We start from the raw sequence: 13,994 nt of genomic DNA, 5'->3' as shown, positions 1-13,994 counted from the left end.
TCTGCACTCCCCGATTTTCCCGCCATTTTTTTTGAAGTTTCTAACAAAAAGCCTACTAAATCACTCCTCCGACCCCGCCTCATCCGGATAAAGTAACCTGTGCAGATCCACAGGCAATGGCGTTTCATAATAATAGGAACGGCGTTTGTCACAGTAGCTGACCTTTGCCCCCAGTTCTTTCAGTGTTTTCAGGTAGTTGTAGATGGTACGGCGGCTGCAGCCAAAGCGGGCGGCGAGCTGATCAGAGCAGCCTGTGGCTTTACGCTGGATCAGGCTATCCAGGCGGTCTAAGTTTTGAAGTTGAGCGATTAGTTTCATCTTTTAGCATTTAGGGGGTATACAAACCCTGTCAGAACTGAATACGAAAGGCTAAGCTACCCAAGCGCATGAGCAGGCCTAACGCATTGATTATCGTTCCAGTAAGTACAACCGAGCCCGAAGGGGCTGAGCCAAAATTGTGCGGTTAATTAGTGTGTTGCCGATCTTGATTTTTGATCAGACAGAGCTGCGCGCATTATTTTTTTCATTAAGTTTTCACGCGTTCAACACTGTACAAAATACGGCATTCTACTAAATTATGCAAGAGGCTCACCACCCTTTAATTCTGACCGCGCTCATACACAACCCTCTTTTCTTTTTGTTTCCTACCCAAAACCTATTAAATTGAGAGCGGCAGAGCAGGCATACCACCGATTTGCGCGGTCGCTCTATAGCCTGCCCATAAAACTACACGCACCCCAAGGAACACTATCCATCATGATCCGCCTTCTTTTGCTTACTGTAGGGTTAGTGAGCTGCTTCAACGCATGGAGCAGAGACCGGGAAGTGGTCTACATCGACTCCATCGCTGTGACCGGCAACAAGCAAACGCTATCGGAAATCATCCTGCGGGAGATGTCCATACGGCAAGGGGACACGATACTCCTGGAGGAACTGCCGGAGAAGATTACGTGGTCCGAACAGATGATCATGAACACCGGGCTGTTCAACCGGGCACAGATCAGCTATCAGGCCTGGAAGGGAGAGACCAATGAAGTACAGCTGCTGGTGACGGTGGAAGAGATGTGGTACCTCTACCCTATTCCGGTATTTGAGTTGGCCGACCGCAACTTCAATGTCTGGTGGGTAGACCAAAAACGCTCACTTGACCGCACCAACTACGGGATGGACTTTGCCCACATCAACCTGACGGGTAGAAAGGATAAGCTCAAGGGGTCCGTCAAGTATGGCTATACCCGAAAATATGCCCTTTCCTACAGCCTGCCTTACCTCAACAAAGCCCAAACTCTGGGCGCCTTCGCAGGGGTGGGCTACTGGCGCAACCGGGAGATCAATTACCGCACAACCGATAGCCGGCAGCAGTTTTTCCGGTCAGAAGAAGGCTTCATTTACGAGCGGTTTACCGGTGAAGCGGGCATTACCTTCCGGCCACAGCTGCAATCTTATCACGATTTGGAACTTAGCTTCACGCAAAAGCGCATCGGAGACGAAATCGCCCTGGACCTCAACCCGGACTACCTCCTCGACGGGCGGCACCGCATCCGATACTTTGCGCTGCGCTATAACTATTTCCACGAAAACCGGGATGTAGCCCCTTATCCCTGGGAGGGGTCGTTTTGCTACGGCAGCCTCCTCAAAGAGGGCCTGGGCCTCTTTGGTGAACGCTCCGGGCTGACCCTGTTCACCGGTTATGGAAAATATATCCCCTGGGGCGAGCGCTGGAGCCTGGGCCTGGTGATGCGCACCAAGCTGTCCATCATCCGCTCGCGTCAGCCCTATCAGGATAACCGGGGTTTGGGCTTCAGCGGGCATACCATGCGGGGGTGGGAATACTACGTCATTGATGGCATGGACATGGCGATGGGCAAATCGAGCCTTCGTTTTCGTTTTGCCGAGTACAATTTTAATTTTGGAAAGCTGATGCCGATTCAGCAGCTGCGGCGCATGCCCATCAAGCTTAACCTCTCGCTCAACAACGACCTGGGCTACGTCAACAGCCCTTACGCCCGCCCCGATAACCCGTACAGCAACCGTCTGCTATGGGGAGGCGGCATAGGGCTAGATATTGTGCTCTACTACGATAAAGTGATCCAAATCCAATACAGCATCAACGATTTGATGGAAAAAGGCTTATTTTTACACCTTAGCACAAATATTTAGTGTGGTTCAACGAGTAGCCACTTCAGGTTTGTCAACTTTGTTGGTTTTACCTTAATAAAAACTCCAGGGCATTTAGAATCAATCCAGCAGATGCAAGTAGTCGTTTACAGCAAAGTTCTCAAGGAAAAAGACATCCCGCACATTCAGCACCTCTTCGATGCCCTGCATGAGGAAGGCATCCACGCTTACGTCTATGCCCCCTACCTCGAGCAGCTAAAGGGAGAAATCCGCCTGCCGGCACAAGTAGGTACCTTTGGAGGCTACCTGGACTTTACCACCCATAAATTCGACTTCTTTATCACGCTGGGAGGCGATGGCACGATTCTGGCTGCCACTACCCACATCCGTGACAGTAAGGTCCCTATTTTGGGGATCAACCTGGGGCGGCTCGGTTTTCTGGCCAGCATTGAGAAAAAGCGCATTCACGACGCCATTAAGCTGCTCAAGCGGGGCATGTACAGCATACAGGAACGATCTATGCTCTACCTGGAATCCAACCTGCCCATCTTTGGGGAAATCCGCTTTGCGCTAAATGATATTACATTGCTCAAGCGGGACACCTCCTCCATGATTACCATTCACACCTTCATCAACGGGGCTTACCTCAACTCCTACTGGGCGGATGGTATCATTGTGGCGACACCAACGGGCTCCACCGGTTACTCCCTGAGTTGCGGCGGCCCCATTATTTTCCCCAATTCCGGCAACTTTGTCCTCACCCCTGTAGCTCCGCACAACCTTAATGTCCGGCCCATTGTCATTTCAGAAAGCTCCGTCATTTCATTTGAAATTGAAGGGCGGGCGGAGAACTTTTTATGCACCCTGGACTCCCGCTTTGAAACCATCACCGCTGCTCATCAGCTGGCCGTCCGCAAAAATGACTTTGGCATTCGGCTGGTGCAGCTACACGATGTCAGCTTCATGGATACCATTCGGCAGAAGCTCGCCTGGGGATCAGATAAACGAAATGACGAGTAACCATGCAAACCACCCTGCAATTGCACGGCCTGACTTACAGGGCTGACTTACGGCACCCCATAGATATTGCCATTCCCCTGAAAGCGGGCCTGGAAACCGTCAATTGCTTCTACGCTCCTCCTATGGAGCACAGCCCTGTGGTAGCTGGGGATTTTATCGGCTCCACTCAGGAAGGTGGTGCAGTCAACTTTCTGACGGTCCGCCTGACCCCTCATGGCAACGGCACCCATACCGAATGCGTAGGGCATATTGCGAAGGAAACCTACACCATCAATCAGTGCCTCCAACAATTTCATTTCCCGGCCAGACTCGTGAGTGTCTTTCCAACCAAAACCGATAATGGGGACCGGGTAGTTTACCGAGAACAACTCGAGGCCCTGCTTGAAGCACATCCGCCCACGCCCGCGCTGATCATCCGTACGCTGCCCAATGATGACCTCAAAATGATCACCAACTACTCCGGCGCCAATCCGCCCTATCTGCACCACGAGGCCGTTAACTATCTGGTGGAACGCGGTGTTGAACATTTGCTGCTCGACCTGCCCTCCGTAGACCGGGAGGAAGATGGCGGGCAACTGCTTGGGCACCGGGCTTTCTGGCAATATCCGGAGTCGCCCAGGGCACATTGCACCATAACCGAGCTGATTTATGTAAACAATTCCATCCGGGATGGTTTATACTTACTGAACCTTCAGGTGGCCAGCTTTGAAATTGACGCCAGCCCGAGCAAGCCGGTTCTGTACGCTTTAGAACCCTTTGAATAAATGCCATTTTATCAGTCCACATATCACTCCAAAACCTTTCGTGACTTCAAGGAGATTGATGCCACCAACTACCGGCGTATTATCCATTTCTACGAAGGCCGGGAGGGCACCATCCGTGGGCTGGACTTTGAGGAGTACTTCGAGATGCTTGTGGCGTATGTCAACAGCCTTTTTGAAGTGGGCTCCCACCAAAAGCACCTGCTGATGGTCAATGTGGCGATCGAGGAGGTCATTGTACAGAATGTGGCAAGCCCGCCGGGAGAGAACCTGTACGAACAACTGCTCTTTAGAAAAGCGGCTTCTCATTTTCAGTGCATGCAATACGAAAAGTGCCACTATATCCTGCTGCAACTTATTCGAATTGACCCCTATCACAATGACGCCATTAGTTTCCTCAAAAAATGCCTGCGCCGGATGGAACCTACTTTCCTGGAACGCGCCAAAGCCACGGCCATTTTTCTTTTTCTGCTTGCTGCGCTGGTAATTTCTATCGAAGTGCTGCTCGTACGCCCTTTCTACGAGATGCACGCTGACTTGATAGAACGTTCCCGCAATACCATCTTTGGCATTGGTTGCCTTTCACTCGTGGGCGGATTGCTGTTGCACCGGTTCCGGGTGGAGCAACGGGTAGAACGGATGGTGCAGCAAATCCGCCACGAAAAACTGCTCCGGTAGGAAAAGTAATACAGGTTTGCTCCTTAGCCGTTTGGAGGACCTGCCTGCTTGGCCATGACCTCACGGGCAGGCAGGAATAAATGATGCATTTTTTTTTCTCCGTCAGTTCCGGGCTGGCAATGCCGGGGATTCCCACTATATTCGCAGCAAAAATCCATGAAACCAACTTTGCTTATCCTTGCAGCCGGTATGGGCAGCCGCTACGGTGGCCTCAAACAGCTCGACGGCCTGGGCCCCAACGAAGAAGTGATTATTGAATACTCCATTTACGATGCCATCCGCGCCGGCTTTGGCAAGATCGTCTTCGTCATCCGGGAAGATATTGAGAAGGCTTTCCGCGAAAAGTTCGGCGGCAAGTTCGACGATAAGGTGGAAATCGAGTATGCCTTTCAGGCCATCAATACCCCGGTAGAAGGCATTAGCGATCTGCCTGAACGGGAAAAACCCTGGGGTACGGCTCATGCCGTCCTGGTGGCCCACGACAAAATCAATGAGCCTTTCGCTGTTATTAATGCTGACGACTACTACGGCATCAGCAGCTTCAAGGCCATGGCAGATTTCCTAAAAGATGACTGCGCACCGGACCACTACAGCATGATTGGCTACCAACTGGACAAGACACTCTCCGATGCCGGCCATGTCAACCGTGGGGTTTGTGAAGTAGACGAAGCCGGCCACCTGACCGATGTGGTGGAGCGCCACAAAATTCAGCGCACGCCCAATGGCATTGTATACGAAGAAAATGACGGGCAGCACCCACTAAGCCCGGACGCACTGGTGTCCATGAACTTCTGGGGCTTCCACCCCAACGTTTTTGAGGCCACCCGGCAGCACTTCATCGAGTTTGTGGAAGCGCACCGGGATCAGCCCCGTGCGGAATTTTACATCCCGCTCGTTATCAACCGCCTGATCAATGAAGGCAAAATCGACCTCACGGTCATCCCCAATGCGGAGCGCTGGTACGGTGTGACTTATCAGGAAGATAAACCCATGGTGCAAGAGGCTTTCGCCAAACTGACGGCAGAGGGCCAATACCCTGAGCACCTGTGGAAGTAGTGGTAATCTCTTGACAGAACATTACTTAGCAATAATTGACCGCTTTTAACGCCTAAGATCGCTTAGCTTTCAGGAAAATCACCTGCTTTATGACTGCTAAGCGATCTTTTCTTTTTTCTCTTTTGCTGCTTACCGGGCTATTCTTAAGGGCACAGCCCAAAACCGGGTTCGCTCCGGCTGAAGGCGTAGACTTGTACTACGAATGCTACGGTGAGGGAGCGCCTATCGTGATCATCAACGGCGGTCCGGGCCTTATCACCAGGCGCATCCACCCGCAAGCCTCCGCCAACTGCACGCACTTTGTTTCGCTGATGGCCCGCATCGCCAGGAAGTGTGCCTTATCATCCGGCTGTATGCGTGTCAAGGCTGCGCTCAGCATCTGCTCGGTGTAGAATGCCAGGCGTGTATCGCCATAGTATGCCTCGATACGCTGCCGCGTCAGCTCAGGGATTGTGTCAATCACAATCCACCGCTTGCGCGAGTCGGCTTTGTCTTCATAGTGCTGCCAGGAATCGTTGCCTTTGCGATTGCGGTAAAGCCCCATTTTCACCACTTTCTCTGCTGACTTTTCGTTGTGATGAATCGCCGGGATAACCGCCGCCGTGCTAATGCAAATCCTGTTTTCTATTTCTGCAAAATTGGTCGTCATACCATGTCACGTTTTAGGAGGATTGTTGAGCTAATTCCATTGCAGCCTTCAGGTCAGTAATGGCTTGCTTTTCCAGTTTCGCTTTTTCCTCCGTGCGCTCCAGTAGTAACTTTGATGCCTGTGCCAATACGTACTCAGAATTGCGCGAGCCATTAAAGACTTGCATCACGAATGACAAAGTGCACTCGCACCGGCGAGCGACCTCCGTGAACGCTCCGTGGTACTGCCGCAGCCCCTTGCGCAATTGTTGTTTTTCTTCTAGTGTCATTTGAATAGTTGCTTTGGTTGTTTTACTTTCGTTGTATCCTTGAGCAAATGTATATCAGTTTTTCTGATAATTCAAGTATAAAATCAGTAAAACTGATTTTTTAACAATTCCTTAACACTTTGGAGCAATTAGCTAAGAATATAAAGTCGCTGAGAAAGCTGCACCGAATGTCTCAACATGCGTTAGCTAGTGTTATAGGTGTGGCGCAGAGCAACATACCTGCATGGGAGAGTGGCAAGAACAATCCAAGTCTTGAGCTGATTATTGACTTGGCTAATTTGTTTAAGGTATCAGTGGATGCGCTTCTTAAAAATGACTTATCAGAATTACCCCCATACAGTCTTGACCGATCATCAGATTTTCTGATAAATAAAGTAGAGGATTGTAGACCTAACTATGTAGACCTTTCTCCGAATCTTGTAGACCTAATTGACAACCACTGCCCATATGTGAGTGCTCAGCATTTGCAGCGCTACGCCGCAGGCATGCTCAAGGATCCCTTACCACATGCCAGCATACCAGGGCTGCGCCCAGGCTCCCAGGGCTTCCAGGTTATAGGTGATGCCATGCAGCCCCATCTGAAGCCCGGTCAGTACATTTGGTGCACAAAAAAAGCCCAGGCGGCAGAGGTGCGCCCGGGCAGCATTTACTTTATAACTTACTCGCCTTCAATGTTTTCCACCTGCTACGGTAAGGCAGAGGCAGACGGCATTACTCTGTACTACAGTAACTACCAGGAGTATCCGCCGCAGCACCTCGCCGCTTCATCTGTCCAGGAGGTTTGGGAGTGCTACGCTATACTATCGTATCTATAGGAATGTTGCCAGGAAGTTACTATGCGGTCACCAGTGCGCACCATTTGAGCGCCACTTGTTGGCAGGTCTAGCGCTATTCAAATGTCGTTCGGCCGCCCGTTTTGCGCAATTTGTTTTTGGTTTCTTTTTGCCACCTTTTCCAAAGCACTAGTATTTACAGGGGTTCTGGCGTTTTGGTCGCGCCCCGTATTGTGCAATTTGTATTTGCCCCCTTACTTAATTGCCGGGGATTTCAGGGACTGGCCCGTTCCCTGAGCGAGCGCTATCAGGTGATTCTTTACGATCAACGTGGCACCGGCCAGTCCGTCATGGAAAACATCAGCCCGGAAACTATGACGATGGACCTGATGGCCGCAGACCTGGAAGCCCTCCGGAAACACCTCGGCTATCAGGAATGGACTGTGCTTGGGCATTCCTTCGGTGGCGTATTGGGCAATTTCTACCTTTCACTATACCCCGCTGCAGTCAAGGGGTTTATCGCCTCTGCTTCCGGCGGCATCGACCTTGGGCTGTTGGATTATTTTGACCTCACCCAAAATTTGACTGAGATACAGCGTGACTCTTTCCTTTACTGGACAGAGCGCCTACAATCTGGCGACACCACTCAACTTGTACAGGAAAAACGGCATGCTTTCATGGCTAGAGCCTATGTTTATGACGATAGCCATGCGCCACAGATTGCAAAGCGTTTAGGGCAGGGCAACAGGCAAATCAACCAACTGATCTGGCAGGACCTGCGACGGATTTCCTACGATACACGGGAAGCCGCTTCCCAGTTCCGGAAGCCTGTGCTCATCATTCAGGGCGAACAGGACGTCATCCGGCCGCAAACAGGGCAGGACGCTCACGATGCTTTTCCCCATTCTGAATTCATCCTGATGCCGGCATGCGGGCACTACGGCTGGCTGGAGCAACCAGGGATTTACTTTGATGCCATTGATACCTTCATGGAGGGCTACAACGCTGCTGACGAAAGAGATATCAGGCAGGTCCTCACTCAATACGTCCGTTCCATTTATGAGGTAGACAGTAGCCTGGTTTATGAAGTGACCGATACCACTTTACAGAAATCCGGGCATTTCTACTCTGGCAGATCAGGCCAGTGGGGCTACTCAGACATGACCTTCGGGCAGCTGGTACAAACTGCGGACCGCTACAATCGCCGGGGGCAGATTCCGGAAGGCGCTCCCAGTAAGGTTGAAGTATTTGATATTTCCAGTCAGACCGCTTCCGCAAAAGTCAGTGCGATCTGGGGATTTGACTACGTTTTGCTCTCGCAGGATGAGTGGGGGAAATGGCGCATGGACAAAGTACTGTGGCAAAGCTACAGTACCGAAGCCCAGCGCGCAATGATTGAAGGGTTGAAAAGGTAAAGAAGGTTTTATGGCAGATAAAAACGAATGCCTGCGCCTCCACCCACGGCACCGGCTGTGCCATCAGTCAATTTCAGGCGCGGAGTCACCTGCCCAAAGACTTCAATGGTACCGAAAATGATATTCAGGCCAAAATTACCACTAATTCCGGCTTCAAAATCCTGGTCCGATAGAGACTCCCCTCCGGTATCGCGAATGCCCGCAAAGGCACCTGGCCCTACAAAATAGTGCAAGCGTCCTGAACTCCCGATATGGTTTTCTATTAGTCCGTGGATATTGAGGAAGAAAAAATCATTCAGGTCCCAAGCTGCCAGGATATCAGTTGACATGCCATTGGGGTTGTACACTTTCACGCTCAGCCCGGTCGGTTGCCCGAATTGCGCACCGATGCCTACGGATCCGGGATTACGGTCCTGAGCATGAAGGGTCAGGGAAAGCATAAAGGTTAAAATAGCCAGCGTTGCTTTTTTCAAGTGGTTCATGGTTTATACAGTTTTCATTCGCTTTAGAAACTGAAAGTTGTAGCTGGTGTTCGAAACAGCCCACAAACGAACATCACTGTGATCTACGCCTTTTACAGCAAATAAACCTATTGAACCATGAAAACAACAATTCGATTTTCCTGGGCACCTGTAATAGCCCTTAGCCTACTGCTTGGTACAGCCTGCAATACCACAAAAACATCAGAAGGTGCCGTGATTGGCGGAACAGCCGGAGGCGTCATCGGCGGTATTATTGGTGGGGAGGACAATACCGCTGCGGGCGTTATTATCGGCTCTGCCATAGGTGGTACAGCCGGCGCCCTTATTGGCAATTACATGGACAAGCAAGCCGAAGAAATTGAAGAAGACCTCGAAGATGCCGAAGTGGAACGTGTAGGCGAGGGCATTCTCATTACTTTTGACTCCGGGCTGCTATTCGACCTCGATTCCTATCAGCTCCGGGCGGAGACCAAAGAAAACCTGACCGAGTTGTCCAATGCCCTTAAGGAGTACGATGAGACCAACATCATCATAGAAGGGCATACCGACAGTCAGGGAACGGACAGTTACAATCAGCGGCTATCCGAGCGCCGCGCCCGTTCCGTTTCCGGATACCTCGCCAAGCAAAATGTGAGCTCCAGCCGGTTTACCGTGAGAGGGTATGGAGAGGAAAAGCCGGTGGCCACCAACGAAACTGCTGCCGGGCGACAGGAAAACCGCCGGGTGGAGGTAGCTATCGTTGCGAATGAAGACCTCAAGGAAGCCGCTCAGGAAGGGGAAATTGGTGAATAAAGCCTTCCTTATTGCTCTTTTCCCTACAAGATTAGACAGGCTCCTCATGGAATTTCCATGCAGGGGCCTATTTTTGTGGCAAACCATCCATTGACTATGTCTCAGCCTAATGCCTCCGATAACGCCCTCAGCTGGAGCGACTTTACAAAAGTGGACATGCGCGTGGGCACTGTTCTGAAAGCCTACCCCAATGCACAGGCCCGGAAGCCCGCCTACATCCTGCATATTGATTTTGGCCCGCTGGGCGAGCGCAAAACATCAGCCCAAATCACAGACCACTATCAGCCTGAGGAGCTATTAGGGCGGCAGGTCATTGCGGTGGTCAACTTCCCGCCCAAGCAAATTGCCAATATGATCAGCGAGTGCCTGGTGTTGGGTGCGGTGAGCGAAGCGGGCGGGGTAACCCTGCTCAATACGGATCAGGCGGTGCCGAACGGGCTTCGGATAAGCTAAAGCCTTGCAGAGGATGTACGGTTTTTCATTTTCGAACGCCCCTAAAAGGTATCTCCGCTATCTTTGAAGAAAAAATATGGCACGACTAAAGCATAAAACCACCCTCATCACCGGTGCCGCCCGGGGCATCGGTAAAGCCATCGCTACCGTTTTCCACGCGGAAGGCGCCACGGTATTGCTCACAGACATACGCGATGAAGAAGGGCAGGCCATTGCTGATCAACTGGGCGAGCGGGCGCACTACCTCCACCTTGATGTTGGGGAAGAAGCGGACTGGCAGGCAGCAGACCATTATATCCGGCAGCACTTCGGCTCGCTGCAAGTTCTTGTCAACAACGCTGGCATCACCGGTTTTCTGGAAGCGCCCGGCCCTTTCGACCCCGAGCATGCTGACTTAAGCACCTGGGACACCGTGCACCGGGTGAACAGCACAGGCACTATGCTGGGCTGCAAATACGGTATTGGGTTGATGAAAGCAAGCGGAGGCAGCATCATCAATATCTCCTCCCGCAGTGGGATTGTGGGAATACCGGGTGCTGTGGCCTATGCGTCGAGCAAAGCTGCGGTGCGCAACCACACCAAGAGCGTAGCCCTGTACTGTGCAGAAAAAGGATACGGTATCCGCTGCAACAGCATCCACCCGGCCGCCATTATGACCCCTATGTGGGACGCTATGCTCGGCGAAGGGGAACAAAGGGCGCAAATCATAAAAAATGTGGAGGCAGGCATTCCCCTCGGTAAATTCGGTGAGCCGGAGGATGTGGCTTATGCTGCGCTCTACCTCGCTACTGATGAATCAAAGTACGTTACCGGCACGGAACTGCACATTGACGGAGGAATTTTGGCGGGCAGTGAAGCACGGCCAGAGTGAGGTAGCAGAATGACTTTTCTCATCACCCAAAGTAGCCAAAATCATAGCGCCGACCTGTGGATTACTATACCTTGAAACTGAATTAAAAATTTACAGTTATGCGCACCCAAACCAAAGCATTCCGAGCAATTTTTGCGGTCATCAGCGTAGCTGTCATTGGTATATGGCTGGCGCTTACCCTGACCGGGCACTTAGGCATTATTGGCAACCTGATATTCCTGGGCGGTGCTGCCTGGATATTCGAACTATACTCTACGGCACAACGGGAAGGGTTTGATTCCACTCCGGACCACTCCGTAAAGCGGCGTCCACCGGTAAGAAGCTTAGAAGACTATAGCTTATAAATTTATGATTGCCGATTAGGGGCAGGGCTGGAGCGAACCGCCTTTGCTCGCCCTGCAAGAAAGGTTTGTTCTTGTCCGGTAACGGGCAGGAGCAAGCCTTTTTGCAATTTTGAACCCCTCCTTTGCCGTATATTGCCTGCAAAACCACGACGCTCAATATGAAGCTGATCAATCTGCAAGTCGCTTTGCTGTTTCTCTTTACCTTTGCAGGTATGAAACAGACGCAAGCTCAATTCATTTTTCCACACACAGAATCACGGCCGGTAACAGATACCCTGCATGGCTACCGACTTACAGACCCTTACCGCTGGCTGGAAGACAAAACGGACCCGGAGGTCCAAAAATGGACACGGGCACAGCACGATGCCACCCTGAATTACATCGACACGGAATGCCCCCCTATCCCCGGGCTCCGGGAGGAGATACAGGCTTACATTGACCGGGATATTGAGAGCCCCATGCAACTCGTGGCCGACCGGCAGTTTTTCACCCGCCGCAAAAAGGGCGAAAAGCAGTCTAAGCTGTATACCCTTATCGATGGGAAAGAACTCCTGCTCTTCGACCCGGAAGCGATTGATCCTTCCGGTAAATCCTCCCTTTCGGGCCGCAGCTTCACAGAGGATGGCAGCCGGGTAGCTGTAGGCATGCAATCCAAGGGGGCGGAGATCAGCACCTATTACATCATTGATACGCAGACGGGCAAAGTGCTTGGCGACCCCGTCGAGGGGTTGCGTGCTTTTTCCTGGACGAAGGACGAGCAACACGCCTACATCTGGGTGCGAACGCAGGAGATGATCGATGCGCAAAAGCCTATCGAAGTACGCCTTCACAAGATCGGCAGTGACCGCTCTGAGGATGTCACCCTGCTCGTGCCTGAAGATTCCAAAAATACAGCGAGCGTGAGCGATGCCCGCTATGCTGACCTGACCTTCTACAGCGAGGGCGACTTTTACGCCACCCATTCCCTGCGCATGAAGCAGACGGGCTCCGACAACGAGCCGGTGGAAATCTACGCCAACCAAAAATTCCGGGTTTCCCCTTACGCCATTGATGGCAAAATCTACTTCTACACCAACCATGAAGCGCCCAACTTCAAGCTTATGGTCGCGGATCAAAAAAAGCCGGGCTTTGAGCATTGGGCTACGCTTGTGCCGGAACGGGAAGACATCGTGCTGGAGAGCTATGCCGTCACTGACGACTACCTGATCACCGTAGAAAAGAAAGACGTCCTTAGCCGGATGGTGCTTCGTGACCTCAAGGGTAAAAAGATCAAAGAGATTCCTGCCCCAGAGGTGGGCAACGTCGCATCCGTAAGCTACAACCGCGATGTGAATGCCATTTTCGTGGGGCTCAGTACCTTCACCAGCCCTTACCAAATTTACCGCCTTGATCCGGAGGACCTGGACAAAAAGCAACTGAACTGGGAATTATACTACAAGCAGGAAGTGCCCATCAACACGGATGAGATTGAAGCTAAGATTGTATTCTACCCCTCCAAAGATGGCACCAAAGTACCGCTGTTCCTGGTCCACAAAAAAGGGTTGGAGCTTGATGGGAACAACCCAACGGTCCTCTACGGGTACGGCGGGTTCAATATCGGTATTTCACCCTCCTTTATTGGCATGCGGGCGATGTTTATCAACCGGGGCGGAGTGTTTGCGCACGCTGGCCTGCGGGGCGGTGACGAGTACGGGGAGCAATGGCACGAAGACGGCATGCTCTTCAAAAAGCAGAATACCTTTGATGACTTTATTTCAGCTGGAGAGTACCTGATCAAAGAAGGCTACACAAGCACTGAAAAGCTGGGCATTGAAGGGGGAAGTAATGGGGGCCTGCTGGTGGGAGCTGTAGTAACACAGCGGCCTGACCTTTTTAAAGCCGCCATCTGTGGCGTACCGCTGCTGGATATGATCCGCTTTCACAAATTCCTGATTGCCCGGTACTGGATTCCGGAATATGGCGATCCGGACAAAAAGGAAGATTTCCAAAATATCCTGCGCTACTCGCCTTACCACAACATCCGTATGGGCGTAGACCATCCTACGATGATGGTAACGGCGGGCGAGAATGACTCCCGGGTCGACCCATTGCATGCCAAAAAGTTTGCCGCGGCCCTGCAAAATAACCTGGGGCAGGAAAACCCGATTCTGCTTTACATCAATTACGATAGCGGGCACGGTTCCGGGCAGTCAACGGATCAGTTGATTGATTATTACGAACACCGTTACCGGTTTATGATGCGGGAGCTCGGTATGGAAGAGTAAGTTTAATCCCTGACTGCGGAGCCTGAGTACGTTCGGGTTCCGCAGTCAAC

Annotated in this window: 16 protein-coding genes; 12 read left to right on the top strand and 4 right to left on the bottom strand. The window is 51.7% G+C overall.

Translation table 11 applies throughout. The features are described 5' to 3' along the window. Positions 1–60 precede the first annotated feature (60 nt). Positions 61–318 (bottom strand): HTH domain-containing protein, encoded by a 258-nt coding sequence (locus tag MRY86_RS04970; protein ID WP_293565965.1) that lies wholly within the window; start codon positions 316–318, stop codon positions 61–63. 438 nt (positions 319–756) lie between these two features. On the opposite strand from MRY86_RS04970, the gene MRY86_RS04965 reads away from it, so the two are divergent. The 5 genes from MRY86_RS04965 (at position 757) to MRY86_RS04945 (ending at position 5,633) form a co-directional block, all read left to right on the top strand. Next, positions 757–2,160, top strand: a complete 1,404-nt coding sequence (locus MRY86_RS04965; protein WP_293565963.1) for a POTRA domain-containing protein — start codon at positions 757–759, stop codon at positions 2,158–2,160. A gap of 90 nt (positions 2,161–2,250) precedes the next feature. After that, positions 2,251–3,138, top strand: a complete 888-nt coding sequence (locus MRY86_RS04960) for an NAD kinase (protein ID WP_293565961.1) — start codon at positions 2,251–2,253, stop codon at positions 3,136–3,138. A gap of 2 nt (positions 3,139–3,140) precedes the next feature. Beyond that, positions 3,141–3,902, top strand: a complete 762-nt coding sequence (locus tag MRY86_RS04955) for a cyclase family protein (protein ID WP_293565959.1) — start codon at positions 3,141–3,143, stop codon at positions 3,900–3,902. Further along, positions 3,903–4,577 carry a hypothetical protein gene (locus MRY86_RS04950; RefSeq protein WP_293565957.1) on the top strand — a complete coding sequence of 225 codons (675 nt, stop codon included), beginning with the start codon at positions 3,903–3,905 and terminating at the stop codon, positions 4,575–4,577. A 156-nt stretch (positions 4,578–4,733) separates the two neighbouring features. Next, on the top strand, positions 4,734–5,633 hold the full coding sequence (locus MRY86_RS04945) for a sugar phosphate nucleotidyltransferase (RefSeq protein ID WP_293565955.1): 900 nt from the start codon (positions 4,734–4,736) through the stop codon (positions 5,631–5,633). Between the two features lie 205 nt (positions 5,634–5,838). On the opposite strand, the gene MRY86_RS04940 is transcribed toward MRY86_RS04945, so the two are convergent. Together MRY86_RS04940 and MRY86_RS04935 are read right to left on the bottom strand one after the other, a co-directional pair. Further along, on the bottom strand, positions 5,839–6,282 hold the full coding sequence (locus MRY86_RS04940) for a hypothetical protein (protein ID WP_293565952.1): 444 nt from the start codon (positions 6,280–6,282) through the stop codon (positions 5,839–5,841). A 13-nt stretch (positions 6,283–6,295) separates the two neighbouring features. Beyond that, positions 6,296–6,550, bottom strand: coding sequence for a hypothetical protein (locus MRY86_RS04935; protein WP_293565950.1), 255 nt, complete (start codon positions 6,548–6,550; stop codon positions 6,296–6,298). 119 nt (positions 6,551–6,669) lie between these two features. On the opposite strand from MRY86_RS04935, the gene MRY86_RS04930 reads away from it, so the two are divergent. Both MRY86_RS04930 and MRY86_RS04925 read left to right on the top strand, forming a co-directional pair. Continuing rightward, positions 6,670–7,365 (top strand): helix-turn-helix transcriptional regulator, encoded by a 696-nt coding sequence (locus MRY86_RS04930; RefSeq protein WP_293565948.1) that lies wholly within the window; start codon positions 6,670–6,672, stop codon positions 7,363–7,365. Positions 7,366–7,556: 191 nt separating this feature from the next. Beyond that, complete coding sequence (locus tag MRY86_RS04925; protein ID WP_293565946.1) at positions 7,557–8,738, top strand: alpha/beta hydrolase; 1,182 nt, start codon at positions 7,557–7,559, stop codon at positions 8,736–8,738. Between the two features lie 8 nt (positions 8,739–8,746). Here MRY86_RS04925 and MRY86_RS04920 read toward each other — a convergent pair whose 3' ends face one another. After that, complete coding sequence (locus MRY86_RS04920; protein ID WP_293565944.1) at positions 8,747–9,220, bottom strand: hypothetical protein; 474 nt, start codon at positions 9,218–9,220, stop codon at positions 8,747–8,749. Between the two features lie 117 nt (positions 9,221–9,337). Here MRY86_RS04920 and MRY86_RS04915 point away from each other — a divergent pair, with 117 nt between their 5' ends. From MRY86_RS04915 to MRY86_RS04895, 5 genes are all read left to right on the top strand, one after another. Next, positions 9,338–10,012 (top strand): OmpA family protein, encoded by a 675-nt coding sequence (locus MRY86_RS04915; protein WP_293565942.1) that lies wholly within the window; start codon positions 9,338–9,340, stop codon positions 10,010–10,012. Positions 10,013–10,108: 96 nt separating this feature from the next. Then, positions 10,109–10,465, top strand: coding sequence for a tRNA-binding protein (locus MRY86_RS04910; protein WP_293565940.1), 357 nt, complete (start codon positions 10,109–10,111; stop codon positions 10,463–10,465). A 76-nt stretch (positions 10,466–10,541) separates the two neighbouring features. Further along, positions 10,542–11,336: an SDR family oxidoreductase gene (locus tag MRY86_RS04905; RefSeq protein ID WP_293565938.1), complete on the top strand. Its 795-nt coding sequence runs from the start codon at positions 10,542–10,544 to the stop codon at positions 11,334–11,336. A gap of 98 nt (positions 11,337–11,434) precedes the next feature. Beyond that, positions 11,435–11,680 carry a hypothetical protein gene (locus MRY86_RS04900; RefSeq protein ID WP_293565936.1) on the top strand — a complete coding sequence of 82 codons (246 nt, stop codon included), beginning with the start codon at positions 11,435–11,437 and terminating at the stop codon, positions 11,678–11,680. A gap of 158 nt (positions 11,681–11,838) precedes the next feature. Next, positions 11,839–13,944 (top strand): prolyl oligopeptidase family serine peptidase, encoded by a 2,106-nt coding sequence (locus tag MRY86_RS04895; RefSeq protein WP_293565934.1) that lies wholly within the window; start codon positions 11,839–11,841, stop codon positions 13,942–13,944. Positions 13,945–13,994: the final 50 nt, after the last annotated feature.

This window comes from Phaeodactylibacter sp. (assembly GCF_022763345.1).
Classification (GTDB): domain Bacteria; phylum Bacteroidota; class Bacteroidia; order Chitinophagales; family Saprospiraceae; genus Phaeodactylibacter.
Note: the sequence above shows the minus strand (reverse complement) of the source record. Positions and strands in the feature narration are given on the sequence as shown.